Consider the following 26085-nt stretch of genomic DNA (forward strand, 5'->3'; position numbering starts at 1 on the left):
ATGTAAAGGAGCCAAAGTCCTCACGGATTTGCAATGTATTTTAAGCGTGGCCGTCCTTCGTCATTCCACGCGGCGGCAGCCAAGCCAGCAGATGGCCATCGCGGACTTGCGTGCCGTATTGCTTCTTGAGCCACTCGGATAAGTCCGGATATGCCCTAGGGTCTTCGATCACGGCGACACCCGCACCGACTTTCCACTTCTGCTGCAACCACTGTGCATAGGCGGCGGTTTTGTCGCCGCCGTACCAGCGCCAACCGCCCCGTTTCGCGTAGTCAAACAGAATGGGACTTGATGCGACGAGCGCGATGCCTTCGTTGGCGGGAAGCTCGGCCTGCAACTGTTTTCCAAGCCGATACGCGGACGCTTCTGCAGGCTGATAGTAAGTCGGGGTTGCCAGAACGCTTATCGTCACAGCGCCACCGACGATGGCAGCAGCCAACGCGCGCAATGGCTGGCGGCGGGATCGCCACAATTGCCATATACCCAAGCTGGCGAGCAGCGCGGCCGGCACGGTGAGAACGATGTAGTAGTAATGCAAGGCATTGTGTGTAGCGACCCAGGCGGTGAAGAGAAAAGCGCCGCTCAGCCAGGCTACAAAGGCTTGGCGAAACGGGGCAAGGGCGTTGGGGCATGCACAAAAACAGCCATATAAAGCGGCTGCCGCGACGGCGAGGCCGACGGCTGTCGTCGCCCCAAACCAACCTGCCTGCAGATACGTTTGTGGATGAAAGACGTCGCCAAGGTGTTGTAGCAAATAGGCATGTGTATCGCCTGTGATGAATGCGTGTGCGGCCTGCTTGCCTTCGTACGCGGTGTACAGCCAGGTGATGGCAATGGCGAAGAAGACGGGTACCCAGGTCCGTGCGCGGGCAAGGATGCTGAAACCCTGTTGTCCAATGACGACAACTGCCAAGGCGGGAAGAACGGTCGCGGATGGGAGTTTCGCAAGCAACATCAGGCAGATGGCCAGTCCAGTTAGAATTGATCTTCCCCAGGTGGGCTTTTTTGCGTAGCAGAGTGTGGACCACACGGCAAGCAACATGCCCGTGGTCATCACCACTTCTGGCATGAGGGCTTGTCCATAGTAGATGTCATAGGGAATCAGCAGATACACGGCCGCTGCCGTGCGAGCAATGCCCACGGGTGCAGAGAAGGCGCGGGCCACTCGGTAGCATAACCACACGTTACAGCTAAAACAGGCGTCCGGAATGAGGTGGAGAAGCCATATATGCCAACCGAGAACGTGCACCAAGCAGGCTGTGAGCCAAGGTATGATTTGTAGTTCGAGTTGTACGCGCTGAGGGCCCAGACCATCGTAAAAGACAGCAGGATGGAGGATGTTCATCGAGTTATGTACAAAGTGGTAGACAATACTCTCTTCGTCCGTTTGCCGCCAGGCATCAATTGAAATAAGTGGCATGTTGAGCGTGGGCAGATGTATCAAGATAGAGATGAAAAGCAATGCAGACAACGGCCAGTCGAGACGTTTTGGATGATCTATCTCATTGCTCGGCTGGCCGTAGGCAAGGGTCGTTTTGGTCATCATGAGCTCCTTGAACGTATAGACACCTTTACGTTGCAAATCTTGAAAGAGATTGTGCCCATTCTACCAAATCAACCTGTTATCGAGCTAACCTATCTAGCTTTGGATGGTGACGAGCGTACCAATATGGATGTATGAGAACACCTTTCCTGCAATGCTGAGCGGCAATTCGACACAGCCAAGGCTTTGCGGATAGCCATAGCCAGCGCGAACGAAGCCGTGGATGGCGCAGCCTCCATTAAAGTAGCTCACATAGGGTACACCTGGGTCATTGTAGGGAACGCCGTTTGGATCCTTACCGCGCATGTCTTGTGAAAGATATTGCGCAAATACCGGGAACGTTCCGATAGGAGTTGGCGAAGCAGCAATGCCCGTATTGGCGAGCGTCGTCAAGACCACTTTCCCGTTTTGCCAGACGCGCAGCGTCTCCGGTCGTGCCTCACTGACTGTGATATACGTATAAGGCTGGGATGAGACCGCCTGATCCGAGATCAACGCCTGCTTCAACGCGCTGTCCACCTGTGGGCCTGCAATGCCGTCCACCGCGAGCCCATGTGCGGACTCAAACGCCATGATGGCGCCTTCTGTGATCGCTGACGCAAGGTTCGGGTTCCACAGTTGCACCAGGCTCTGTGGTTCTGCGGTCTTCCATGACCATGAGCCGGTTATTGGCGTCAACGTGCCGGCGGCAAGCGCAAGTTCGAGCTGCTTGCACGCGGCTTGCGGGCTTTCGCCGTTTGCTGGTTTGAACGTCAAAGGCAGCAGATTTAACTCCGCCATCGCTTCGTTCATCCAAAGAGCCGCATTGCCTGTCGATCCGATGGCGATAACAACTGGTTTTGGCGGTTGCGGTACGTTTGCCTGTTTGAGCTTGGTGGTTGTGTGACTTGTCGCGTGGGTCGTGACACTTGATGCGCTCTTTGTCGATGTCGTCTGGGCTGCAAGGACGGGTTGTAAGGAGGCGCTGTCGTCTCCCGACATGCCCCAAGGCGTGAGCCACACCGTAGCGGCAATCACCGCTGACAAACAACGTGTCCACCATGTTTTGCGCATCTGCCATCTCTCCATCCTGCGTCCGATCTGACCGGAAACAACTGTATGTTGTGACGTATTGTTCATGTCGCGAATACTGCAGCTTTCAGTCTAACAAGGACTGTGCGTCACATGCTGTCGAACGCCGCGTCATCAACGCTTATTTCTATTCAGTGACGCTCGGCCATTTGCGTGCTATAATCATATCCTCGAAAGAACGTGTCGCAGTTTGGGGGGCATTTGCGATTCGCACCATGTCCGGAATTACCAAGGTTCTGTTGACGCTACTGACGGTCGGTATTCTGTTTGCGTTCAACTTCGAATTGGTTGGCGTCGTTGCGTTTCGCTATTTGTACTCGCCGCATCCTTTCCTTGGGAAATACGTGTTTCTCGCGCTTCATTGTGCACTTGGCGGGGTACTTACCCTTTGGATGTATCGTCAGTTTTTTCATGATCATCTTTGGTATGGCTCTAACAAAAGGCACGGGTGATCTGGATTACAGGTTTGAAGCGGAAAAAGGGCAAGCCGTTAGACATGCGGCTTGCCCTCTGTTTTGACGAAACCCTTCGCAATGAGCTTATTCGACTTCCACAATGAGCTTGCCGGTATTGATACCGGTGAACAGCCCCAAAAATGCTTCGATGGTTCTGTCGAAACCCTTGATAATGGTCTCTTGGGACTTCAATTTGCCATCGTTGTACCATTTCGATAGCTGAGCCATGCCCTCTGGAAAGCGGGCGTGGTAATCTCCCACGATAAACCCTTGCATCTTTGCCTTGCGTGTGAGCAAGATGGGCGCGATACGGGGACCAACGTCAGGCTCGGAAAGATTGTACAATGAGATCTGACCGCATACTGAGATGCGTGCAAAGTCATTGATTTGTTTCATCACCGCGTCCGTGACCGGGCCACCCACGTTGTCGAAATACACATCGACTCCGTCGGGACATGCCTTCTTCATGTCTTCATAGAACGTGGGCGATTTATAATTGACGGCCGCATCAAAGCCAAGTTCGTCGGTCAGATATCGGTTTTTGGCGTCCGATCCGGCGATCCCGACCACACGGCAGCCAAGGATTTTTCCGATTTGCCCGACGACCATGCCCACGGCACCGGCGGCACCCGAGACGACGATGGTCTCGCCCGGCTTCGGATCGCAAATATCGATGAGGCCGAAATACGCCGTCAAACCGGTCATGCCGAGCAACCCAAGGGCAAGTGTCACAGGTTGTGGCACAGGATCGAGCTTGCGAACCTTTTCAGCTGCAAGGAGGGCGTGTGTCTGCCAGCCCGTCTGCGTGAGCACGAGGTCTCCAGGCTGTAAGTGAGAAGCGCGCGAGGCGATAACTTCGCAGATGGCACCTCCGGAAATCGGTTCATCGAGGCGATAGGGCGGCACATACGATTTGACGTCATTCATGCGCCCGCGCATATAGGGATCGACAGAGAGATAACGCGTTTTGACCAGTACTTGGCCGTCGGCAGGCTCACCGAGGGCGACCGTTTCCGTGCGGAAACAATCTGGGGCTGGCGTACCGGTAGGGCGCTTCGCCAACACAATACGAGCGGCTTGTGTGTCAGACATCAGGAACACCTCCATTTGTCGTGCACGACCAAGTTGTTTGCAACAGTCTTGCACCGAGCCAGTATACAACATGCGGAGGACGGAGGAGAAATCTGTGAATGAAGTGGCGATACACATGGCGGACGTCGGATATCAAAGCGGCGATAAGTGGTTGCTGCAAAGTGTCACTGCAACCTTGGCAAGAGGCCGTACCGCGGCCGTGATCGGTCCATCAGGTGCGGGCAAGAGTACACTGTTGTCACTATGCAATCTGTTGCGTACGCCGACTGCAGGGCGGATTGAGGTGGATGGTCAGGACATCCGCGACTGGCCGGTGCAACGATTGCGGCAAAAGGTCGGAATGGTGTTTCAAGCCGCCACGATGTTTCCGGGCAGCGTCGAAGACAACGTGTTGTTTGGGCTGAAACTGCACAATCGTCCGTTGACGGATGCGGGGCGGCTTCTCGAACTGGTCGATCTCCCACGAGAATTACTGACGAAACCTGCGAGCGATCTCTCCGGTGGCCAGCAACAACGTGTCGCTTTAGCGAGGACGCTCGCGATGGAACCGGAAGTGCTGCTACTTGACGAAGTCACCTCGGCGCTGGATGTGCATGCAAAGCGGGAGGTAGAAGAAACGCTGCTTGAAATCCGATCCCGCTTGCATACCACGATGCTTTGGGTGACACATGATTTGCGCCAGGCTCGGCGAGTGGCGGACGATATATGGTTCTTGACAGCTGGGCGCTTGGTCGAGGATGGACCTGCCGAGCGCCTGTTGGTGGAACCTGCGACTGCGGAATTGCGATCGTTTCTTGCCCAAGGAGAGGAGGGGGAAGCGTGAGTTATCTGTCACTCTCATTCACGCTGCTGTTTGTCGTCGTGTCACTCGTGCTTTCGCTGTGGTTGCGCCTTGGCGTCGAGCGCGACATCGTGATCGCAGCGGTGCGTGCGGCCATTCAGTTGCTGGTGGTTGGATACATACTGAAGTTTGTCTTTGCGTCGCATCGGACCGTTTTTATCTTGCTCATGGTCGCACTGATCATCGCAGTGGCGGCATGGAATGCACGCGGCCGCGCGAAGGGCATCCCCGGTGTCATCTGGTCCATTCTCATAGGCCTCGTCGTCACCGAGATCGTTACCCAAGGGCTGTTGCTGGGGATTGGCGTTGTGCCGTTTCAAGCGCGATACGTCATCACCATCACGGGGATGATCATCGGCAACTCGATGGTCGCCGCAGGTCTCTTGCTCAATCGGTTGCAGCGCGAAGTGGAGAATGGGCGTGCGGAGATTACGGCTGTCCTGGCACTTGGCGGCAGTCCTAAACAGGCCATATACCCTCGACTGAAACAGGCCATTCGCGCGGGTATGATTCCGACTATCGACTCGACGAAAACGACAGGCCTCGTCCAGTTGCCTGGCATGATGACTGGCCAAATCATCGCGGGGGCCGATCCGGTGCAAGCCGTTCGCTATCAATTGATGATCCTCTTCTGTATTTTGGCGGGATCGGCCATGACGAGTATTGTCATCGGCTTCTTAACGTATCCAAAGCTATTTACGGCCCATCAGCAATTGCGGGAGGGGTGAACCTTGACGGCTCGCGTGGCAATTATCGGGGCGGGCATTGCGGGCTTCGCCGCGGGACTTGCGTGTCGGCAGCTTGATGTCGAGTTTCAACTTTTCGATGCAGCCGCAGATCCATTGGCTGGTGGCGCGGCAATCACGCTGTGGCCAAACGCTCTTCGCGCCTTGAGCGAGCTTGGCATGCGCGATTTGGGTAGCGGACTTGCAGCGAACGCCATTACCCACGGGGGAATTGCAACGGAGCGGGGGGCGGTGTTGTACGAGTTGCCGCTTGTTTGGATGCGCAAACAGCATGGATACTTTCCGGTCTGTGTCAGGCGCGATGTTTTGCTGTTTGCCATGTATAAAGCGCTTTTGCGGCCGACAATCGCTCGCGCACGCGTGCAAAGGGTCTTTGCGCAGACAGATGGTGTGATGGTCGAGGGATCGCGCGGCAGGCTCGCCTATGATGCGGCTGTTATCGCGGATGGCATTCATTCGCAAGCCCGACACGATATTTGTCCCGTACAACCGCGGCCGACGCGCTATATGGCATGGCGTGGGATTGCCCAGGGACCTGTGGTCGATCCGGCAACCATGTGGGAGTACTGGGGAGAGGGTGTGCGCTTTGGCTATGCATCCATTTCGCCGCATGCAACCTACTGGTTCGCGACGGTGAATGATCGGCTCCTCGGCGGTCAGGATGCTGGTTGGGACGTTGCGCGGCGGCTTTTCGCTGGTTTCCCGCCGCCCGTGCGCGCATGCATCGCGGCAACGCCGGACGCAGATGTCTTGCGCCACCGTGTGCAGGACCTCCCACCAGGCTGCCCGCTGGCCCAGGGGCGCATCGTGCTCATGGGTGATGCGGCACACGCCATCACGCCGAATCTGGGATTTGGCGGCGCGTTGGCGGTGGAGGACGCTGCGACGTGGTTGCGCGCCGTACGAAATGTCGGTGTCTCCCCGGCAGCGTTTCGCATCTATGCAGCCCAGCGACGAAGGAGGGTTCGCGAGATGGCTTATGTGACACGGCAGTTTGGCGATGTCATGCAGTGGCAAAATCAAGGCATGATCCATATGCGAAACGCCCTGTTCCGAATTGCGGCGCCGATGGCCGGTCGTCTGCTGTGGCGGCGGTTGCTTGGGTCAACTGGCCGACCGTGAAAAAATCTGTGCCATCGTTTATAGCATGCCAGCATCGTGCTGTAGCTTCATGCCATGCATGAGGTTGGCAAAGATCTGCACGGTTGTTACAGTTCCGACGCCGCCAGGCGTGGGTGTGTAGGCCTTGGTCAAGGGCGCCGCTTCGGGAGCGAGATCGCCCTGTACCTCGCCGTCTTCGCCCTGCGAAATGCCGACGTCAACGACAGTCAGGCCTCCGTGAACCATCTCCCCATGCAACAAGCCACCTTTACCGACAGCCACGATGGCGATCTCGCTATTTTGCAAGTGACTTTTGACATCGCGTGTGAATTCGTGACATGCAGCGACGGTTGCACCTTCGGCGATGAGCAGGTGCAACAGCGGCAAGCCAACTGTCTGGCCGCAGCCGACCAGCGTGACGTCGGCACCTTGAAGCTTGTAACCATAGTGCTTCAACAGGCGAATGCAGGCGAGTGGCGTGGCCGGGTACAGGGCGGCCTCCGGCGTGGGTTTGGCAATGGAGTGGCATGGGGAGAGGCCATCGACGTCTTTCAGGGCGTCGATCGCGCTGACGACTCGTTGCACATCGACATCACCAGGCAAGGGCATCTCAATCATGATGCCGTGGACCAGCGGATCGGCGTTCAACGCCTCGATGCGGCGAATGAGCTCATGTGTGTCGCACGTTTGTGGCAAGCGAACAATCTCGAATTCGACGCCAAGGCGCTCTGCCGTGCGCCGCTTTTGTGCAGCATAGACGCTGGACGCGGGATCATCGCCGACGAGCAGCGTAACCAGCTTCGGTTGAATGCCACGAGCTTGCCAAATCGCGGCCTCAGCGGCAACGTCCTCACTGAGCGCCAATGCGACCGGCCGACCAAGTAACTGTTCTGCCATGTCTACCCCTCCTGCAAACGTATCCGCGTTTGTCTATGTTCAGTATGCCTGTATATACGCAAAAGACCGCCTGGGTAACGTTCTGCCCAGGCGGTCGACTGTTTTCGCTGTGCTTCCTCGTGGTGCTCCACGCAAAGCCGCCAGTTACACAGCGCTGTGATTGAAGTTTCGTGTTACGCTATCCACAGTGAATATAACAGCGATCGCGGCGGCCTGCAAGCGCCCCGCACGGCCAGATGCCGGCACAACTGCCGCGAAGGAGGATTTGACGTGGAGTTTCAATCGCGCACACAAGCCATTCAGATTTCGGGGATTCGCAAGTTTTCTGAGCTCGTCGCCAAGTATCCGAATGCCTTGTCGCTGACCATTGGCCAGCCGCACTTGCCAACGCCCGAACACATTCGGATTGCCGCGCAAGAGGCCATCGCAGAGGGCGATACGGGCTATACGCCAAATCGCGGCACACTGGCGTTGCGCGAAGCCGCCGCGGCTTATTATCGCCGTCTCGTAGGTCTCGATTACGATCCCGCAACGGAAATACTCGTCACCGTCGGGGCGACGCACGCGCTTGATGTCGCCATGCGCACGCTTGTGCAGCCGGGCGACGAAGTCATCATTCCCGCACCTGCCTATCCGGGCTATGAGGGTATCGTCAAACTGCTCGGTGCCCGGGTGGTCTACGTCGATACGCGACAAGACGGGCTGTTGCTCACACCAGAAGCGCTGCGGCGGGCTATATCGCCGCGCACGCGGATGGTCATCCTCGCGTCCCCGGTCAACCCGACCGGCGTCGTTTATCCCTTTGAGCGGTTGCAGGCCCTGGCAGAGGTGCTGGCCGACACCAAGGTGTGGGTGATATCGGACGAGATATACTGCGAACTGCAATTTGCCGGCCATCTGCAAAGCGTCGCTTTGCTTCCCGGCATGCGCGAGCGCACCATCGTCATCCACGGCCTGTCCAAATCACACAGTATGACCGGTTGGCGCATTGGCTTCGCGTTTGCACCCGCACACGTGGCCGCGGAGATGGCTAAGGTTGTCCAATATGGCGTCAGTTGTGCGTCCTCCATCAGCCAACGCGCTGCGCTCGCCGCGCTGACCGAAGGGGCTGACGACGCCCGTCCGATGCGCGAGTTGTATCGCAACAATCGCGATCTCGTCGTCGCCGCGTTTACCGCCATGGAGATCCCACTCGTGCGCCCGGACGGTGCGTTTTACGCATTTCCCGCCTTCGCCCTTGCGCTGGGCGACACGTCAGAGAACATCGCACACCGATTGCTCGCCGAGGCAGGTGTCGCCGTCGTTCCAGGCGACGCTTTCAGTCCGTATGGCGAGGGGCATGTCCGCCTTTCGTACGCATGTGATCCCGAAATGCTGCGCGAAGCGCTTCGCCGCATCGAGGCCTTTGTCGCCAAAGAACGCCGGGCGTGACCGCAAAAAAGCCAACCCCTGCGTATGAAACGCGTGGGGTTGGCTCAAGCTAAGCCCGAATTCTGATCCGGTTGGGGGCGAAGCGATGCGATCCAAGTCGAGAAAAACGCAAGTCGCCGTTGGCGCCGTGATTTTTGCCCTACTTGCCATCCTCGTCATGCTGTCGAGCGTGCACCGGTACTTCATCGAACATTGGATGTGAGTGCAACGCCCGCGACGAGTATGCATTCATCGAATCAGCGGTAGCCGCGCTCGCTGAAATACGGGATAAGGACGCGCAGCGCCGTATCGATGCACCGTTCGTCGGGCAGCATTTTTTCATGGTGCAGTCCGTACGGCGTCGACGCGCCCAACCAAAACAAGAAACCGGGAATCTCCTTCAAGAAATACCCAAAGTCCTCGCCGGTCATCGCCGCCGGCACCTCGCGCACGACGGCTAAATCTCGTCTGCTGACAAAGTCCATAAACGATTGCGTCAGTTCCTCATCGTTAAAGACCTGATAATAATTTGCACCGTAGTCGATTTCGGTCGCGCAGCCAAACATTTCACCGATACCCGCCACCAAGGCCTCAATCCGCTGTTTGATGCGTGGCATCGTAGCCGCCGCCAGTGCGCGAATCGTCCCCTCAAGCCGCGCCTTGCCAGCGATGATATTCTGCTTCGTGCCAGACTCGAGGCGGCCAATCGTGATGACCGCCGCATCGAGCGGATCGACATTGCGTGCCACAATCGATTGCAACGCCGTAACCAGATGAGCTCCGGCAACCACCATGTCGTTGGCTCGGTGCGGGTACGCCGCATGGCCACCTTGGCCAACGAGATCGATAAAGAGCTCCGACGTGTTGGCAAACAGGATGCCCGGCCGGATGCCGATCTCGCCGACTGGCAAATCCGGCTGCACATGCAGAGCAAAGATCTTCTCCGGGCGCACAGCTTGCAACGCCGTACTTGCGAGCATCGGCTGTGCACCGCCAGGGCCTTCTTCCGCTGGTTGAAAGACAACGACCAAGTCGTCCTTAGGCTGTACGTGCGCAAAGTGATCGACCAAGCCAAGCGCAATCGCCATGTGTACGTCATGCCCGCAGGCGTGCATCATCCCCTCATGTGTCGAGGCGAAGTCGCAGCCTGTTTCTTCGCGAATTGGCAGGCCGTCGATGTCACAGCGGTAACCAATGCGCGCTGTGGGCTCAGAGCCGCGGATATGGACGATGATCCCCGTGCGCCAAGTCGCAATCGACAGATGTTCCTTCGGCAGCCCGTTCAACAACGACAGCAAATACGCCTGCGTCTCGTACTCTTGAAAACCGAGCTCTGGAATGCGATGAAGGGCCCGCCGCGCCGCGTGAACGTCAATTCGGCTCATAGGCGCCGCAGTTCCTCTTTCAGCTCGATTTTTTTGCTGTCGACGTCTTCAATCCGCTTGATGACCCGCGCGGGAACGCCAGCAACCACCGTGCCTGGCGCCACATCCTCGATGACGACGGCGCCCGCCGCCACGACGGAGCCCTTGCCAATGCGCACGCCTTCCAAAACGACTGCGTTGGCGCCGATGAGCACGCCATCTTCGACAATGACCGGCTGTGCCGAAGGTGGTTCGATCACGCCTGCCAACACCGCGCCCGCACCGATGTGGCAGTTGGCCCCAACCGTAGCGCGCCCACCGAGGATGGCACCCATGTCGATCATCGTGCCAGGCCCGACTTCTGCGCCGATGTTCAGAATGGCGCCCATCATGATGACCGCATTTTCGCCGATTTTCACTTTGTCGCGGATGATGGCGCCAGGCTCGATGCGCGCCGGAATGTCCTTGGTATCGAGAAGTGGAATGGCGCTATTGCGGCGATCCGCCTCGATTTCAAAGTCCTCAATCACTTCGCGGTTCGCTTCGAGCAGTGCTGCGATGTCACTCCACTCACCGAATACCACCCCTGCTTTCCCGTCGACGAACGGCCGCACGGAGGCGGGGAATTGAATGTGTTCCAATTGGCCACGAAGATATACTTTCACAGGTGTCTTCTTCTTGCTTTCTGCGATAAAGCGAATGATCTCTTCAGCTGTTTGCATGGTTTGAACTCCTTTGTCAGCTTCTGCAGCTGCGCGCGGAAGTAGCCGGGCGCAGCATGTGGTATGATAGAAGTTGTGTGCAGGAGGAAGCGCCAAGGGCGTTCGCAACGGCACAAAGAAAGACGCGGGCCAAATGCACTCGTTGTAGGGTTCGCCACGTGCCAAGTATATCGCGCAAACCTGCTTGTGGAACAGCGTTTGTTGCAAGGTACATATCTGCGTGATCGCAAATCGGCGCTTCTGTCCAGTCGGCCGTTGGTATAGGGAGAGGACGCGGCCGGGACACTGAAATCAGAAAGACAGCTGACTAGGAGTAGGAAAGGGTGTTCTCTATGCAAGTCGGGCTTATTGGGCTTGGCAAGATGGGGCATAACTTGGCCCTCAACATGATGGATCACAATCACAAGGTGGTTGCGTTCGACCTCGACAAGAACGCCGTTGCGCGCTTGGCCGAGGCGGGGGCGACGCCAGCCGAATCGATTTCCGATTTGGTGTCCAAACTGGAGTCTCCGCGTATCGTTTGGTTGATGGTACCGCACGGCAAGCCGGTCGACAACCTGATTGATCAACTCACGCCACTGCTCAGCAAGGGCGACATCATCATCGAGGGCGGGAACTCGTACTACAAAGAGAGCGTCCGCCACGCTGAGGAATTGTCCAAGCAGGGGATTTACTTTTTCGACGTCGGGACGTCGGGCGGTATGGAAGGTGCCCGTCACGGCGCTTGTTATATGATTGGCGGCGACGCCGAAGTCTTCAAGACCATCGAGCCGCTGTTCCGCGATACGGCAGTGCCAAACGGCTATGTGTACACGGGACGTGCTGGCAGTGGCCACTACTGCAAAATGGTGCACAACGGCGTCGAATATGGCATGATGGCCGCCATTGGCGAAGGTTTTGAGGTGCTCGAAAAGGGCCCGTTTGATTATGACTTTGCGGAAGTCGCACGCTGCTGGTCGAACGGTTCCGTCATTCGCGGCTGGCTGATGGAACTCACCGAAAAAGCGTTCCGTGCCGATCCGCGCTTGGATCAAATCAAGGGTGTCGTGCACTCGTCTGGTGAAGGTCAATGGACGGTGCAGGAGGCCCTCGACATTCAGGCGGCGACGCCAATTATCGCGATGTCTTTGCTGATGCGCTATCGTTCGCAGGAGGACGATACGTTTACGGGCAAAGTGCAGGCGGCGTTGCGCAACCAGTTCGGCGGCCACGCGGTCGAAAAGGTGTAAGACCTGCGGCGAGATCGATAGATGGGCGTTTGAAACGGGGGATAAGCCACTTGTTCAAACGGCCCGGATAAAGGACATGCAGGCGGTGGATCCATTCTACCGCCTGTTGTCATAGGGTCTGGCGATGGGGGAACAGGATTGTGGGAAAACGGGTGACCATTCAAGATGTGGCGGATCGCGCTGGTGTGTCGATCACGACGGTTTCTCGCTACGTAAATGGGCGTTATGAATCGATGAGCGAGACGACGCGGGAACGCATTCGCGCGGTGATCGAAGAGTTGGGATACCGGCCGAATGCGCTGGCGCAAGGCTTGAAGGCGAGTCGCACAAAATCGATTGCAGCTGTCGTGGTGAACATGAGCTATCCGTTTTGTGTAGGTTTCTTGCGTTCTCTCAGCCTCATCCTGACACAAAGTGGGTACCATCTCATCGTCAGTGAAACGGGCGGTGACGCGGCGATTGAGCGAGACGTCGTGCAGTCGTTGCTGGCGCAGCGCGTCGAGGCGATGGTGTTGCAGACTGGGGGAGAGAACGGCGATTTGCTCGCGGCGACGGCCGAGCAGATGCCCGTTGTCTTGGTGGATCGGGCTTTTGCGATTGCGGGTACACATACCATTGCGACCAACAATCGCGAGGCCTCTCGCGAAATGGCTTTACACTTGTTCGACAGAGGTTATCGCCATGTGGTCTACGTGACCGAAGACGAAGCTGGGATTCCCACTCGCGTCGAGCGCCTGCACGGTTATGAGGACGCTTGTGTGGCGCGAAAAGCCAACGCGACAGTGATTCATGTCAATCGACAGAATGTTGGCACGATGGAGCGGGCCGCACGCGCCGTACGTGAGATGGCAGAAGCCTATAAGGGTGAGCCGATTGCCGTCTATACGGCAAACGGCCTCATTATGATGCAGTTATATCGATTGTTGCGCCAATTGCCCTTAGCGGTACCGGGGAAGTTAGGGATGGCCACGTTCGACGAACCGGATTGGGCGCAACTCGTCGACCCGACCCTGACGTGCGTGCGCCAACCTGTTGAAGAGATGGGGGCAGAGGCTGGGCGCCTTCTCCTTGCGCGCGTCCATGGCGGCGAAGCGGCCAGTGAGGAACCGGCAGCAGTCGCCCAAATCATCCTTCCATCGCGCATCGTACCGGGCGGATCGACCCTGTAGTTACGGCCTTCTCAGAGCAACTTTTGCACCAGTTCGCGCCACTGTTTGTAACGGCGGTGCACCTGTTGTGAAGCCTTTGCATCCACCTTTGTCGGTAGCAGTTGGAGCGGTGGAGCGGCCAAGGCCAATCCGGCGCGGCGGGCGGCCACCATGGCGGCGCCATAGGTCGCACCATCGATTTCAGCTTGCGTGGCGAGCGGCAACTCGAATAAGTTGGCAATCCATGACAAAACCCACGGTTGTTGAAACAGTTTCCCCGACACCAGCAGCAGTTCTGGCTTTCCTCGCTGTTTCACCAGTTGTTGCGCAATCCAGTACGCATTGAAGAGAATGCCCTCGATGGCGGCTCGCATGAGGTGCGGTTGGCGATGGTAGACTTTGAGCCCGACGAACGCGGCGCTCGTCGTCTCGTCCCAAATCGGCGCTCGTTCGCCTGTGATGTAAGGAACGCAATAGAGGTCGTCGACCTCTGTCGTTCCGGCCTCTGCACAGAGGGCGGGGAACTTTTCCGCAAATCCCTCTCCGCTTTCGGATAACACGTTGCGGTACAGCCAATCGAGAACGACCCCGCCGCTGTTGCTCGGCCCACCCAGAATGAAGCGATGATCATCCAAGATGTAACAGAATGACCGGCTCTCCAAATCTGTCGACGGCTCGTCGTGTCCCGTGCGCAGAGCCAGGCTGGTGCCAAGTGTCAATACCATGACGCGGCCGTCGGTGGCGCCAGCGGCCAGCGAAGCGAGGACTCCATCTGATCCGCCGATGACACATAGGGCTGCATCGGAAAGCGGCAATTGATCCGCAAAAGGCAAAGCCGAAGCGGGCCGGGCGAAGTCGACCGGAACCAAGGTCGACAACGCGCTGCTGCGAATGCCCGCGTATGCGAGTGCGGGATCGTACCATGTGCGCGTTTGGATGTCGAGCAAGCCGGTGGCAGAGGCCATGGCGTAGTCGACCTCCCAGGTGCCAAACCAACTGTGCCAAACGTATTCCTTAATGGACACGAAGCGCCTGGCCTTTGCAAACAGCTCAGGCTGGTCCGCGTGTAGCCAGGCCAGTTTCACGACCGGTGCCATGGCGTGGACGGGCGTGCCGGTGTGTCGGTACACATCCTTGCCCAACTCGGTTTGCCACAAGGCTTGTGCCTGTGCGTGTGGGCGCGCGTCCATCCACGTCATGGCCGGGGTGAGGGGGATATCGTGGTCATCGAGCGCAATCAGGCTGTGCATCGCGGCACTGATGCCAATCGCCGCAATGGCGGCGCCTTGTGCGGCGAGATCGGCAGCCAACTCCGTCAGTGTTGAGGTTGCTGCGCGCACGATGGCCTCGGGGTCCTGCACGGCCTGCCCGTGCGTATCGGTATGCGTCTCCATCAACGTCGAACGGCTGGCGAGTTCCTCGCCAGCCAGCGTATATGCGACAACTTTGAGCGACGTGGTGCCCATGTCGAGCCCCACGATACACAGGTTGCTGTTCAGTTTGGGTCACACCCTTTGTTCTGGGATCTGGTCAATTTTACCGAGCATGAATACGTAACACAAGATACCAAGGACAAGCACGATACCCGCGATGACAAACGCCGATTCAAAAGAACCGGTGCGCTGCACGACGAAGCCAGTGACGATTGGCGCGATGATGCTCATCAGGTTGTTGATAAAGTTCATGATGCTACCGACTGTACCGACCGTCCCTTTCGGCGCGATCAGCGATGGAATACTCCAACCGATGGGTGCGGAGAATGCGAGTCCGCCAAGCGCAATGGCAATCCAAATGACAGCGACATTCGGATTCGACGTGAAGGCTGCTGGGATGACGGCGAGTCCCAAAATCATACCGATGACGAGCACCGTTTTCCGCACGCGCGTAACATCATGGCCGCGCTGAATCAGTTTGTCGACGAGCCAACCGCCAATGAGCAAGTCGGTGATGGTCGCGACGAGCCACGGACCCGCCGTGTACCAGCCGGACTTAAGAATGGACATATGCATCTGCTTCTCAAGGTAGCCCGGCAGCCAGGTCAGGAACAGGTAAAACGAATATCCGTAAGCGGCAAAACCCAGTGTTAAGCCCCAAACTTTGCGCTGGCGCAGCAGGTAGGCCAAGTTACGGCCAACGCCGCCTTCCGCCTCGCCGACCTCTTGGGCGCCACCTTCGCGCAGCAATTGCGCTTCTTCAGGAGACAGGCGCGCCTCTTTCGGATCGCGATAAAAGATCCAATACGCAATCAGGTAGAGAACGCTGAGGATGCCGGTGAACCAAAAGCCGCCTTTCCAACCCCACTGTGTAACGGCCCAGGCGATGAGCGGCGTGCCAATGACGTTGGAGAACTTCGCTGCAGCATCGAAGAGCGATGTTGCGAGTCCGCGTTCGCGCACAGGAAACCAGTAACCTGTCGCTTTAGACGCCGCAGGAAAGACCGGCGCTTCGGCGACACCGAGCAGCACGCGCGATAGAATGATGAGTCCCATGCCGCTGACAAGCGCGGTCATAAATGTGGCGATGGACCAAATGATACCGCCAATTCGATTGAGCCATTTGACGCCGACCTTGTCGAGCAAGGCGCCGACTGGCAACTGAAACGCCGCGTAGGACCAGCCAAATGCCGAAAGAATAATGCCCATCTGTGCATCATTTAAGTGGTATAGATTGGATAGCGGCTGTTGCGCGACAGACAGGTTTGTCCTGTCAAAGTAGTTGATGAGGACGCCAATGCCGATTAACAGGCCAATGCCCCACCTTTTCATGATGTTCCCCCTCTTTCGTTGCGCCATGGGCGCTTTTTTACAATTTCCTCAAGGCCGCTGCCACATCCGCGAGCGTGGATGGCATCCGACGAAAGCGCAAGTGAGCGGCATGCACAAATAAGGAAAACGTTTTACGAAAACGTTATACATAATCTACGACAGTTTGCGCACAGATGCAATGAGATTTCGTGGAAAGGGCTTTCCCGCGATGCTGTTTGACAAATGCGGGTGACTGCGGGCGGCCTGGTGGTATTCCGAAGAACTGAAGGGGAAGTTACGGTATTCCAACCAATGCCGCCGAATCAGGAAGTCGTCTGCGTCGGGCACGCACGATTCAACGTGCACGAGGTAGGTAAGTGGAGAAGAATTGTACAACTCGGTGGAGATAGGGGCCCGGCTCGACGTCATAAGCGCCGACGTGCACGGCCTTGGGTACGAGCCACAATCTGTCTTCTGGGTTGTGCTTCAATTCTGCGTAGATTTCCTCGCTATTTTGCATCGGGATCGTCGTATCGGCTTCACCTGCAATCAGCAGAATTGGGCGCGGCTTGGCCGAGGCGAGATCGCGCAACGGATCGACCGCAGTCGGATCGAGGTGAAATATGTGTTTGGCCTCCCAAAAAATCTCCGCGTCAAACGGAAAGGCAGGGAGGTGCGTCCACGTCCCCATATTTTGTTGCAAATAGGTTTGCAGATCGGCGAAGGGACTGTCGGCAATCGTTGCACCGACACTTGGATCGAGCGCGGTCGCCTCAAGCGCGGTCGAAGCACCCATCGAATAGCCGATGATACCAATCTCAGCGTACCCGTGGGCGTGCGCGTAGTCGATCGCGCCCAGCAAATCGCGCACCTCGTACTCGCCAACGCTCACTTCGTTGCCGGATGAATCGCCTTCATCGCGAAAGTCGAACATGAGCACCGCGAAGCCTGCATCATGCAACGCCTTGGCGACGGGCAGCGCAGGGTGATCCAGGATGCGGTTCTGCCTGTATCCGTGTGCCTCAATCACGATGCGATCCGTCTTTTTCGCGGCCGGAATGAGCCATCCGGAAAGCGATAGGTGATCGATGCGGGATGGGAAACGGATGTTTTGATAGGCCAATCCATCGATCGCAGGCGTTTCGGTTACCGGTTTGCGCGTGGGGTGTGTCAATTGTTTACAGACGACGTAGGAAACAGCCAGCGTTGCAATCCATGCGACGAATGCCAATAGGAGAACAACCATCGCCGAGATGCGAATCGCCCTTCGCACAAATGTCACCACCTAATGGACAGATCATATTCGCCACTCGACCGCGCTCGGCGCCATGCCCGGGCGATCATGCCGCTAGGCAATGGCGAGCGGCCGAGTGGACACATTCTTCATGCATGAGTCTGGCGGCTCAGCCCAGCATTTTGTGCATGGTTCGCGCTGCTTCGGCTTGCTGAATCACGTCATCGAGCGGCAACTGGCTTCTGGCTGCGACCGCGGCGGCGACGGCCCCTTCCACAAGCGGGGCATCGACGATGCGCGTGCGTACGGCGACAGATGGAGGTGCCAATTCCAACGCCATCTCCGCGTTCATTGCGGCGCTGCCGAGATCGAAAAAGACGAGGATGTCATGGGTGTTTGGGCACTGTTGCAACGTAGCCATGATGGCCGTCGCGTCGGTGCCAAGTTCGTCACCGAGGCCAGCTGCCTCGTGAATGTCGACCCCAGGCGCCAACTGGCGCAATAATTTCACGAGTCCTTCCCCGAGCTGCTTGCTGTGTGACACGATTACCAGGCTGACGTTTGCCATGAGGTTTTCGTCACACCTCCTACGGTGGCATCGGCCAGTTCTTCGAAGAACACGGCACTAGAGATGCTTCCGGGGTCGCACGTACCCACGCTGCGCTCACCCAAGTACGCGGCGCGGCCCTTTGTGGCTGGAATGTCGCGCGAGGCCAGGGCGGCTTTTGTTGCACTTGCAACTGCCGCGCGCATGCCGTTTTCGTCGGGTTGTGCCGCGAGTGCCTCGGACGCAGGCGTCCATACGTCCAGCAATGTCTTTTCGCCGACTTCGGCCTTGCCGCGCGCCCGCAGGCCTTCGCAGGCACTGGCGACGCCTGTAGCCACCTGCCCAAAGTCGACATTCGTGCAATCCTTCCAGCTTTGTGCGAACCGCATAAACACTGTCGCGTAAAGCGGTCCCGAGGCGCCGCCGACGCTTGCGAGCAAAGCCATCGCGACAGCCTGACACAGCGCACCAAGGTCCGCAAACGTTTCGCCTGTGATGCGATCCGCCGCTGTGCGGAATCCGCGGGCCATGTTCGTGCCGTGATCGCCATCGCCGATGCGGTTATCGAGATCGTCCAAAACGGTACAAAGTTCTGCGAGACGGGCGGCATAGGCCTGAATGAACGCCTGCAAAGTCTCCAACGTCAGCATCTGTGCCACCTCCTTCGTCAACGCTGCCGATAGGCAGGCGTGTCGGCTGGGGCATCCAGCAGACTCATCAATTCGTCGTCCAGTTTGAGCAGCGAGATGGAGAACCCGGCCATTTCGAGAGACGTCATATATTCCCCAACCAACGCCTTGTGTACTGCGATATTGTGGGCTCCCAGGCGCTCAGCCACGCGGCGATACGCGATGTAGAGTTCACTTTGCGGCGTAGCGCCGAGGCCATTGAGCATGACGGCGACCTGATCTCCGGCCACCACGCCACTGTGCGCGAGAATGCGATCCAGCAACGTGTCGACGATCTCGTCGGCAGGACGCAGGTTTTCGCGATGTGTCCCTGGCTCGCCGTGAATGCCGATGCCAATCTCCACTTCGTCTTCGCCGAGGACGAAACTGGGTTTCCCGCTCGCGGGCACGGTGCACGGCGACAGGGCCATGCCCATGCTGTGTACGTTTGCAATCACTTTCTCGGCAATCCGTTTCACTGTCGCCAGATCCATTCCCGCTTCCGCCGCCGCACCGGCTATTTTGTGTACGAAGACCGTTCCCGCGATGCCGCGTTGGCCGACCGTATAGGTGCTGTTTTCGACAGCGACGTCGTCGGCGACGATGACCTTTTCAATCGCGATACCTTCCATGCTCGCCAAATCAGCCGCCATTTCAAAGTTCATGACGTCGCCTGTGTAGTTCTTGATGACAAGCAGCACGCCTTGCCCTTGATCCACCGCGCGGATGGCCGAAAGCACCTGATCCGGCGTCGGAGATGTGAAGACAGATCCGGAGACAGCCGCGTCGAGCATGCCCTCACCGACATAGCCTGCGTGTGCGGGCTCATGGCCGCTGCCACCGCCACTGACCAATGCCACCTTGGCCTTTGGATGTGCGCGGACAATCACCTGTGTGCCAGCAATGCGTTTGAGTTCTGGATGAGCCGCGACGATGCCCTCCAGCATCTGATCGACGTATTGATCCGGCTGGTTCATCAGTTTTTTCATAAGACAAGCCTCCCTTGGCAACGTCCATCGCGATGGGTACAACAATGGCCACAGAGCATCCGCCCCCAATTTGATAAGGCGAAGCAGTGTGGCCATTCCCGTGCTCAAGCCATACGCGAATGAACTTGTGTGGATGCGCTTTCATGACTATCTCAAGTCTAAACTGGCGCGCTAGAAGATGCAACCCATAGGATGAGGGGAGGGGCATGAGGTGGGCGGAACCCACCCCATGCAACCTTAGCGATTCGCCATCAGCCGTTCGATATCATCCACGCTCTTCGGGATATCCTCTGATAAATTGATATATCCTTCCGCTGTCACCACGACATCGTCTTCGATGCGGATACCAATGCCTTCTTCTGCGACATACAGGCCTGGTTCGACCGTGATGACATCGCCCGGCTGCAACGGCCATTTGGGAGATCCGACATCATGCGTGTCGAGGCCAAGGCGGTGACTGACGCTATGGTAGTAATAACGAGAAACCTCGCTGTCCTCTTGAATGAGGCCAATGGCCTTCAGTTCCCGTGCGTATGTAGACTTCGTCACATCATTGAGTTCAGCGAGCGTAACCCCTGGTCGGATGGCCGCAAAAGTCGCCTCCATCGCCTTTAACACGATTTCGTACAACTGGCGCTGGCGGTCGGTGAATTTCCCGGTAATCGGGAATGTTCGCGTGATGTCCGCTGAATAACCGCCGACGGCCGCACCGAGATCGCAAAGCACCAAGTCGCCTTCCGCAATGGTCTGGTCGTTGGTCACATAGTGCAATACCGTTGCGCGTTCGCCGCCTGCGATGATGCTTGGGAACGCGTGCTCGCGCACTCCTTGCGAACGCAGAGCATAATCGAAATGCGCCTCTAACTCATATTCTTTTATACCCGGTTTGGCATGCTGCATCATGCGCAGAATGCCGTCCTTTGTAATGCGCAAGGCTTCGCGAATCTGGGCAATCTCGCCCTCGTCCTTCACGCTGCGCAACCGACAGATGAGGGGATAAGGATTGCGAATCGGCACGGCCGGGTACTTGTCGCGGAACGTGCGGGCAAAGCGGTGTGCCGGCGTCTCTGTCTGCGCCCAGTTGTCTTGTTCGACATCCAGATAAAGTTGTTCGTATTCTCCCGTGCGCAGAAGTCTGCCGAGTGTCCCTTCAAACTGGGCGACGTCCTGAATCGTCTCGATGCCGGAGGTGGATCTTGCTTGATCGTCGGACAAGCGCTTTCCTGTCCACTTTTCTTCGGTAGGTGAGACGTGCTCGGTAAAGAGCAGGGTTTGCTCCTGCCCGTCCAATTTTGCTAGCAACAGGATGGAGTGCTCCTGCGCAATGCCACTCAAATACAAAAAATTGCGATTGACGTGAAACGGACTATATGGATGATCTCCTGACATGTAAGGCGCTTGACCGGCAAATAGCAGGGCCAACGACCGCTCGGGCAAAAGTTCGAATAACCGCCGGCGGCGCTCAGCATAGGCCTGCGATTCTGTCATGGTTTTTCACTCCTTTTTCGCGAGTGGATTCAGCGGTCGGTTTCAGGGCCGCGCGGCTTGAAATCAACCAGTCCCTGTTCCATCGCACGCACCAGTGCCTCTGCCGTCGCCAGGTTCGTTGCCACTGGCACGTTATGTACGTCGCAGATGCGCAGGAGGGCCGTAATGTCGGGATCGTGCGGCTGGGCGGTGAGTGGATCGCGCAAGAAGATGACGAGATCCATCTCGTCGTTCGCAATCATCGCGCCAATCTGTTGGTCGCCGCCATACGGGCCGGATTGAAAGCGGTGGACGGGCAGTCCCGTTGCCTCGTGGATGCGACGTCCCGTGGTTCCGGTTGCAAAGAGATTGACGTTCTTCAAAATGTTTTGGTACGCGATGGCCAAGTTTACAATGTCGTCTTTCTTGTTGTCATGCGCTATCAATGCTACGTTCATCGTCTTGCCTCCTCGGCGATGCTTCACGCTATCAGTGTACCGCAAACAGCACATTGGGGGAATGATGGAGGATTGCGTATTGCGTGGTACACTAATGGGGATAGAAATGGGGGATTGGCCGATGGCCGACACGAGGGAAGATCAGCACAAGTTGCTTGATGCACTGTCACGTCCCTTGCGCGATCTACGAATTTCCTTGACGGATCGCTGCAATTTCCGCTGCCCCTACTGCATGCCAATCGATCAGTTTGGTCCCAACCACCCATTTCTCCAGCGCGATGAGTTGCTAACCACGCAAGAACTGGTACGCACTGCGCGCCTTCTCGTGGAACTTGGCGTCGAGAAGATTCGCCTGACTGGCGGGGAGCCGTTGTTGCGAAAAGAGATTGTCGACATCGTGGGCGCCATTCGGGAGATCGAAGGCGTTCAAGATATCGCGCTGACGACAAATGGGAGTTTACTGACACCGGCCCGTGCAAAGGCATTGGCTGACGCAGGTTTGCACAGGGTGACCGTGAGCCTGGATGCACTCCAACCGCACATTTCCGCGCGTATGAACGGTGTTGGTTTTCCCGTCCAACGCGTCCTCAAGGCCGTTGACGCGGCGCTTGCGGCAGGTTTGACACCCGTGAAGGTCAACGTGGTCGTCCGCCGCAGCTGGAATGAGTCGGAGATTGTACCCATCGCAGAGCGCTTTCGCGGTACAGGCGTAATCGTGCGATTTATTGAATACATGGATGTCGGCACAAGTAATGGGTGGCGTTTGGAGGACGTGGTGCCAGCGGAGGAAATCCTGCGCGCAATTGGCGAAGTTCATCCGCTGGAGGCCGTGCCGCCGCGCGTGCCCGGCGAGGTGGCGACGCGCTACCGATATCTCGATGGCATGGGCGAGATCGGCGTCATTCACTCGGTCAGTCATCCGTTTTGCGGGGGTTGCACCCGCCTGCGCCTGACGGCCGACGGCGAACTGTACACCTGTCTGTTCGCCACCAGTGGGAAGCCACTTCGGCCGTTATTGCGATCCGGCGCTTCCGACGACGAGGTGCGGGAGTTTCTTGCCAGCCTGTGGCGTCGACGCCGCGATGCATACTCGGCCCTGCGCACGCAGGAGACGAAGCGGATGGGCAAAGTCGAAATGTCTCGCGTTGGTGGCTGAAGATCCTGTATAAACGAGGATGTGAACGATTGCACTTGCGATGGAGGGACTCTGCAATGAAGGCGGTTCAACGTGCAGTACGGACGTTTGTGTTGGCGTTCGTAGGACTTAGCTTACTGATGATTGTGGGCTTCATGCTTGTCCTTGCGGCGTCGAGCAAAGGCGTTCTCGCTTGTGCCGGTGGGGCCTTGATGGTGCTCGCGATGATTCTCGCCGCGGCAGTCGATATTCGGCTGCGTAGCCCGCATGTGCGCAAGGTGCAATAACGGCATCCAACCTTGCTTCGCCAGTTGTTGGTTCACCAGTTGACGGAAGTCGTTGATTTTTGTCGCTTTCGGGCGTTTCGCTGAGACATCCTGCGGCCTTTCAACATACGTTGAGGAGAGGCTCCGCTAGGAGCGAAACGGAGAAGGAGGATGCGACATGGCGGCTTCATCAAATAAACGAAACCGCAAAGGCTCATCGCGGCCCAAGCGGCAGACTGCGGCTCCTGCGTCGCCGGCGCCGGAAGCGCAGCAAGTGGCGGCGGCTCCGTCGGGATCGCTGGACACGTTGAAAAACAACCTCGCTGGCAAGCGCAAAGCGATTTTTCAAATTCTCGACGACGTCAAAAAGGTGACGCCAGATCAATGGCGTGACCCGAATCAGGTCGAGTCGCTGGCGAAAAATTTCGCAGACAAACTTGGCTTGCCGGTTCCCGAACAACGCATCAAGCAGTTCGTCAAGGCATACTCAGATGCCACGAAGAACGGGCCGAACGCAAGCGTCGACGAGATTGTCAAGAAGTATGGCAAGAATGTCGACGATAAGACGCTCAAGGAAATCAAGAAGTTCGTTCCGAAAAATACAAAGGACTGAACTAGAGCCGCCCGGGGATATAGCCTCGGGCGCTTTGCTATCTTCGTCAGCGTTCCTGAGTTCGATTTGGCACGGAATGCTTTGGTAGGTCCATTTGCCTATCTAGAGCTAGAGCATCCGATGCGGATAAGAGATGTTAAGACGCTGCCATGGCGGATCGACAAAACATACAAAGTTGTTCATGGAAACGGCTTGTGTCGGGCTGACTTGCGGAGAGAAAATCAAAGTAAGGCGGCGAGGAGGGGACAGTCGATGGTTTCACGTCGTGCGGTGCAGTCCATCTTGGGAGGCATCTGGTTTCTTGACGGGTTATTTCAACTGAAACCGCAGATGTTCAGCCCATCCTTCGTGCAACAAGTCATTTTACCCACAGCCGAAGGTCAGCCCCGTTGGATTTCAACCTTGGTGAATTGGGGTGCCCACGTTGTGACTGGGCACATCGTTGTATGGGACACGCTGTTTGCACTGGTGCAACTGGCACTGGGCGTCGCCATGATGTCGAACTACTGCCTGAAGCCAGCCATCATCGCGTCAGTGATTTGGAGTAGCATTGTGTGGGTATTTGGCGAAGGCGTTGGACAAATATTTACCGGCCAAACGTTGCTTTTGTCAGGTGCACCTGGAGCGGTTTTCATCTACGCATTGATTGGCATATCCATTTGGCCGACAGACGACGGTAATTCGCGTCACTGGCGAGCCGGAGGCATCCGTTTTGCGCAAATTTCACTGGCGATTTTAATGGTCGCCGGATTTGTCATGCAGTTGCAGCCTAGCTTTTTAACACCAACCGGCTTGACGCGGGTTATCGCAACGCCTTGGCTGGCAGCGGCCATCGGCAAAGCGGGAGCCATTGTATCGGTTGTGCTAGGGCTCATTGAACTGGCCCTAGGAAGCATGCTTCTCTTCAAATACAGAACTCGGCTCGCTGCCTCGCTCTCCATCATCCTGTCTATTCTGTTCTGGTGGTTCGGTCAATCATTCGGCCAAATTTTCGAGCCATTTGCGACTGACTTTAACTCAGGGTTGTTGATGGCGTTGTTGGGCGTTTGTGCGAGACCTCATTTCGCGCCATGGCCGGTTGGGCGTCAGATGATGCGGCACAGGACACCGTAACAACTGGGCCGCTGATGCATGCACAGCTCTCTTTGCACAATGGAGTCCTAAATTAAAACCTGTTGGTCCAGCGCGTGCGGTTGGCTTTTCGGGCCAAACCTTCGGGCCAAACCTTCGGGCCAAACCTTCGGGCCAAACCTTCGGGCCAAACCTTCGGGCCAAACCTTCGGGCCAAACCTTCGGGCCAAACCTTCGGGCCAAACCTTCGGGCCAAACCTTCGGGCCAAACGCTGACCATCGTCAGCCAGGGCATCCCATGAAGGCCCTTTGCTCTTGAGTCCAGTCAACACAAAAAATAGCTGCCTGCCATAGAGGCAAGGACAGCCGAATTCCCCCAAAATCGTTTTGTCGCACGCGCCTATTCGCCCTCAGGCTGTGGTCTTTGCTGCCCGTTTCCAGGGGGCAGGGGCGGCGGCGTATAGGGCTGTGCAGGGCCGTACACCGGTGCCTGATAACTGCCGGGCGGCGCGTAGGCGTTTGGATAGCCGGGTGCCGCATTCTGTGGTGGATACATAGGTGCAGGCGGCGGTGTCTGGTACGGCTGTGCTCCCGCATACATCTGCGCAGGTTGCTGTGGTGGCTGTTGCTGCGGCTGTGCTTGAACAGGCTGCTGATTCGCCTTTGTCGCTTGATTGCTTTCATTGTCGTTCGATCCGCCCAGCAAACCTGCGCCGAGTGGAGACGCCATCAAGGCTGCTAGAATGCTGGTGAAATCTTCGGTGGTCAAATTTTTGCCACGGTGTTTAAGCAGTTTATCGAGAACGCCGCTCTCTTTGAGCGTGCCCGTAGTGACATAGACCGTATCAAGCATTTTGTCCGCCTGTTGCAAATAGTTCAGCCAATTCTTCACCATATTCCGCAGATTGCCCACCGTTTTTAAGGTGTCCTGCATGTTTTTCGGCGATAGCAACTGCGAGAGTGAGGGCGACTTTTTGCTCGGGGTAGCGACGGACGACGATCCGCCTTGGCTTGATCGCTGTTGTGTTTTACGAGGGCCACTGCTTCGCCCTTTTGGACCTGCGGCCGAACGCGGACCTCTGCTTTTGGTCAGCACCGCGTCAGGAAGCCGCAGAGCGGGCCCTGGCGCCGATTGGCCGCGCTCAGGCCTCGTCGCCGCCTTTCGCGTTTGTGTCGTTTTCCCCGCAGGGCGTTTCGAATTCATCGGGGTACACCTCGCTTCCCCATCGATGCTCCTACATCGTATGGCGGTCGCCACGACTCTGTGCCAGCGG

At 57.3% G+C, this 26085-nt stretch carries 26 protein-coding genes and 1 riboswitch; of the genes, 11 read left to right on the forward strand and 15 right to left on the reverse strand.

What is annotated here, in order from left to right; all coding sequences use genetic code 11:
* Positions 1-40: 40 nt before the first annotated feature.
* A complete protein-coding gene (locus QMF38_RS10275) occupies positions 41-1543 on the reverse strand; it encodes an ArnT family glycosyltransferase (RefSeq protein WP_281759377.1) in 1503 nt (500 codons plus the stop codon).
* A gap of 96 nt (positions 1544-1639) precedes the next feature.
* Entirely contained in the window at positions 1640-2596 is a 957-nt protein-coding gene (locus QMF38_RS10280) for a L,D-transpeptidase family protein (RefSeq protein ID WP_281759378.1), read from the reverse strand.
* Between the two features lie 167 nt (positions 2597-2763).
* Here QMF38_RS10280 and QMF38_RS10285 point away from each other — a divergent pair, with 167 nt between their 5' ends.
* Complete coding sequence (locus QMF38_RS10285; protein ID WP_281759379.1) at positions 2764-3066, forward strand: hypothetical protein; 303 nt, start codon at positions 2764-2766, stop codon at positions 3064-3066.
* An 87-nt stretch (positions 3067-3153) separates the two neighbouring features.
* Here QMF38_RS10285 and QMF38_RS10290 read toward each other — a convergent pair whose 3' ends face one another.
* Positions 3154-4161, reverse strand: a complete 1008-nt coding sequence (locus QMF38_RS10290; RefSeq protein WP_281759380.1) for an NADP-dependent oxidoreductase — start codon at positions 4159-4161, stop codon at positions 3154-3156.
* Between the two features lie 94 nt (positions 4162-4255).
* Here QMF38_RS10290 and QMF38_RS10295 point away from each other — a divergent pair, with 94 nt between their 5' ends.
* Genes QMF38_RS10295 through QMF38_RS10305 form a run of 3 tightly spaced genes read left to right on the forward strand, consistent with a single transcriptional unit; the run spans position 4256 to position 6870 of the window.
* Positions 4256-4984, forward strand: coding sequence for an ABC transporter ATP-binding protein (locus QMF38_RS10295; RefSeq protein WP_281759381.1), 729 nt, complete (start codon positions 4256-4258; stop codon positions 4982-4984).
* Positions 4981-5730 (forward strand): ABC transporter permease, encoded by a 750-nt coding sequence (locus QMF38_RS10300; protein ID WP_006445965.1) that lies wholly within the window; start codon positions 4981-4983, stop codon positions 5728-5730. The genes QMF38_RS10295 and QMF38_RS10300 overlap by 4 nt, the downstream gene beginning before the upstream one ends.
* 3 nt (positions 5731-5733) lie before the next feature.
* Positions 5734-6870, forward strand: coding sequence for an FAD-dependent monooxygenase (locus QMF38_RS10305; RefSeq protein ID WP_281759382.1), 1137 nt, complete (start codon positions 5734-5736; stop codon positions 6868-6870).
* A gap of 18 nt (positions 6871-6888) precedes the next feature.
* Here QMF38_RS10305 and QMF38_RS10310 read toward each other — a convergent pair whose 3' ends face one another.
* On the reverse strand, positions 6889-7746 hold the full coding sequence (locus QMF38_RS10310; RefSeq protein WP_281759383.1) for a bifunctional 5,10-methylenetetrahydrofolate dehydrogenase/5,10-methenyltetrahydrofolate cyclohydrolase: 858 nt from the start codon (positions 7744-7746) through the stop codon (positions 6889-6891).
* Between the two features lie 77 nt (positions 7747-7823).
* Positions 7824-7904: riboswitch (ZMP/ZTP riboswitch) on the reverse strand.
* Between the two features lie 112 nt (positions 7905-8016).
* Between QMF38_RS10310 and QMF38_RS10315 the strand changes: the two genes are divergently transcribed.
* The gene (locus QMF38_RS10315) at positions 8017-9177 is read left to right on the forward strand and encodes an aminotransferase class I/II-fold pyridoxal phosphate-dependent enzyme (RefSeq protein ID WP_281759384.1); all 1161 of its coding nucleotides are present in this window, start codon (positions 8017-8019) and stop codon (positions 9175-9177) included.
* 236 nt (positions 9178-9413) lie between these two features.
* Here the strand turns inward: QMF38_RS10315 and QMF38_RS10320 are convergent, their stop codons facing one another.
* Together QMF38_RS10320 and dapD are read right to left on the reverse strand one after the other, a co-directional pair.
* Complete coding sequence (locus QMF38_RS10320) at positions 9414-10541, reverse strand: N-acetyldiaminopimelate deacetylase (RefSeq protein WP_281759385.1); 1128 nt, start codon at positions 10539-10541, stop codon at positions 9414-9416.
* The gene (dapD, locus tag QMF38_RS10325) at positions 10538-11242 is read right to left on the reverse strand and encodes a 2,3,4,5-tetrahydropyridine-2,6-dicarboxylate N-acetyltransferase (RefSeq protein WP_006445958.1); all 705 of its coding nucleotides are present in this window, start codon (positions 11240-11242) and stop codon (positions 10538-10540) included. Before dapD ends, QMF38_RS10320 begins: the two co-directional genes overlap by 4 nt.
* 332 nt (positions 11243-11574) lie before the next feature.
* Here dapD and gnd point away from each other — a divergent pair, with 332 nt between their 5' ends.
* Together gnd and QMF38_RS10335 are read left to right on the forward strand one after the other, a co-directional pair.
* Complete coding sequence (gene gnd / locus QMF38_RS10330; RefSeq protein ID WP_281759475.1) at positions 11575-12471, forward strand: phosphogluconate dehydrogenase (NAD(+)-dependent, decarboxylating); 897 nt, start codon at positions 11575-11577, stop codon at positions 12469-12471.
* A gap of 140 nt (positions 12472-12611) precedes the next feature.
* Positions 12612-13640, forward strand: a complete 1029-nt coding sequence (locus QMF38_RS10335) for a LacI family DNA-binding transcriptional regulator (RefSeq protein ID WP_281759386.1) — start codon at positions 12612-12614, stop codon at positions 13638-13640.
* Between the two features lie 11 nt (positions 13641-13651).
* On the opposite strand, the gene QMF38_RS10340 is transcribed toward QMF38_RS10335, so the two are convergent.
* The 8 genes from QMF38_RS10340 to QMF38_RS10375 form a co-directional block, all read right to left on the reverse strand.
* A complete protein-coding gene (locus QMF38_RS10340; protein WP_281759387.1) occupies positions 13652-15097 on the reverse strand; it encodes a gluconokinase in 1446 nt (481 codons plus the stop codon).
* A gap of 27 nt (positions 15098-15124) precedes the next feature.
* Positions 15125-16384: an MFS transporter gene (locus QMF38_RS10345; RefSeq protein WP_281759388.1), complete on the reverse strand. Its 1260-nt coding sequence runs from the start codon at positions 16382-16384 to the stop codon at positions 15125-15127.
* 334 nt (positions 16385-16718) lie between these two features.
* A complete protein-coding gene (locus QMF38_RS10350; protein ID WP_281759389.1) occupies positions 16719-17636 on the reverse strand; it encodes an alpha/beta hydrolase in 918 nt (305 codons plus the stop codon).
* Between the two features lie 130 nt (positions 17637-17766).
* Positions 17767-18165 (reverse strand): dihydroxyacetone kinase phosphoryl donor subunit DhaM, encoded by a 399-nt coding sequence (gene dhaM / locus QMF38_RS10355; RefSeq protein ID WP_281759390.1) that lies wholly within the window; start codon positions 18163-18165, stop codon positions 17767-17769.
* Positions 18144-18794 (reverse strand): dihydroxyacetone kinase subunit DhaL, encoded by a 651-nt coding sequence (dhaL, locus tag QMF38_RS10360; RefSeq protein ID WP_281759391.1) that lies wholly within the window; start codon positions 18792-18794, stop codon positions 18144-18146. The genes dhaM and dhaL overlap by 22 nt, the downstream gene beginning before the upstream one ends.
* Before the next feature lie 17 nt (positions 18795-18811).
* A complete protein-coding gene (gene dhaK / locus QMF38_RS10365) occupies positions 18812-19801 on the reverse strand; it encodes a dihydroxyacetone kinase subunit DhaK (RefSeq protein WP_281759392.1) in 990 nt (329 codons plus the stop codon).
* A 237-nt stretch (positions 19802-20038) separates the two neighbouring features.
* Positions 20039-21289: an aminopeptidase P family protein gene (locus QMF38_RS10370; protein ID WP_281759393.1), complete on the reverse strand. Its 1251-nt coding sequence runs from the start codon at positions 21287-21289 to the stop codon at positions 20039-20041.
* A 29-nt stretch (positions 21290-21318) separates the two neighbouring features.
* Positions 21319-21726: a methylglyoxal synthase gene (locus QMF38_RS10375; protein ID WP_040288670.1), complete on the reverse strand. Its 408-nt coding sequence runs from the start codon at positions 21724-21726 to the stop codon at positions 21319-21321.
* Between the two features lie 121 nt (positions 21727-21847).
* Between QMF38_RS10375 and moaA the strand changes: the two genes are divergently transcribed.
* From moaA to QMF38_RS10395, 4 genes are all read left to right on the forward strand, one after another.
* Entirely contained in the window at positions 21848-22882 is a 1035-nt protein-coding gene (moaA, locus tag QMF38_RS10380) for a GTP 3',8-cyclase MoaA (protein ID WP_281759476.1), read from the forward strand.
* A 56-nt stretch (positions 22883-22938) separates the two neighbouring features.
* Complete coding sequence (locus QMF38_RS10385; protein WP_058094399.1) at positions 22939-23148, forward strand: hypothetical protein; 210 nt, start codon at positions 22939-22941, stop codon at positions 23146-23148.
* A gap of 157 nt (positions 23149-23305) precedes the next feature.
* The gene (locus QMF38_RS10390) at positions 23306-23740 is read left to right on the forward strand and encodes a hypothetical protein (protein ID WP_040288667.1); all 435 of its coding nucleotides are present in this window, start codon (positions 23306-23308) and stop codon (positions 23738-23740) included.
* A gap of 252 nt (positions 23741-23992) precedes the next feature.
* Positions 23993-24853 carry a hypothetical protein gene (locus QMF38_RS10395; protein WP_281759394.1) on the forward strand — a complete coding sequence of 287 codons (861 nt, stop codon included), beginning with the start codon at positions 23993-23995 and terminating at the stop codon, positions 24851-24853.
* Positions 24854-25211: 358 nt separating this feature from the next.
* On the opposite strand, the gene QMF38_RS10400 is transcribed toward QMF38_RS10395, so the two are convergent.
* Positions 25212-26015: a hypothetical protein gene (locus QMF38_RS10400; RefSeq protein WP_281759395.1), complete on the reverse strand. Its 804-nt coding sequence runs from the start codon at positions 26013-26015 to the stop codon at positions 25212-25214.
* Positions 26016-26085 lie beyond the last annotated feature (70 nt).

It is taken from the genome of Alicyclobacillus hesperidum subsp. aegles (genome assembly GCF_027923525.1).
GTDB classification, from domain to species: Bacteria; Bacillota; Bacilli; order Alicyclobacillales; family Alicyclobacillaceae; genus Alicyclobacillus; species Alicyclobacillus aegles.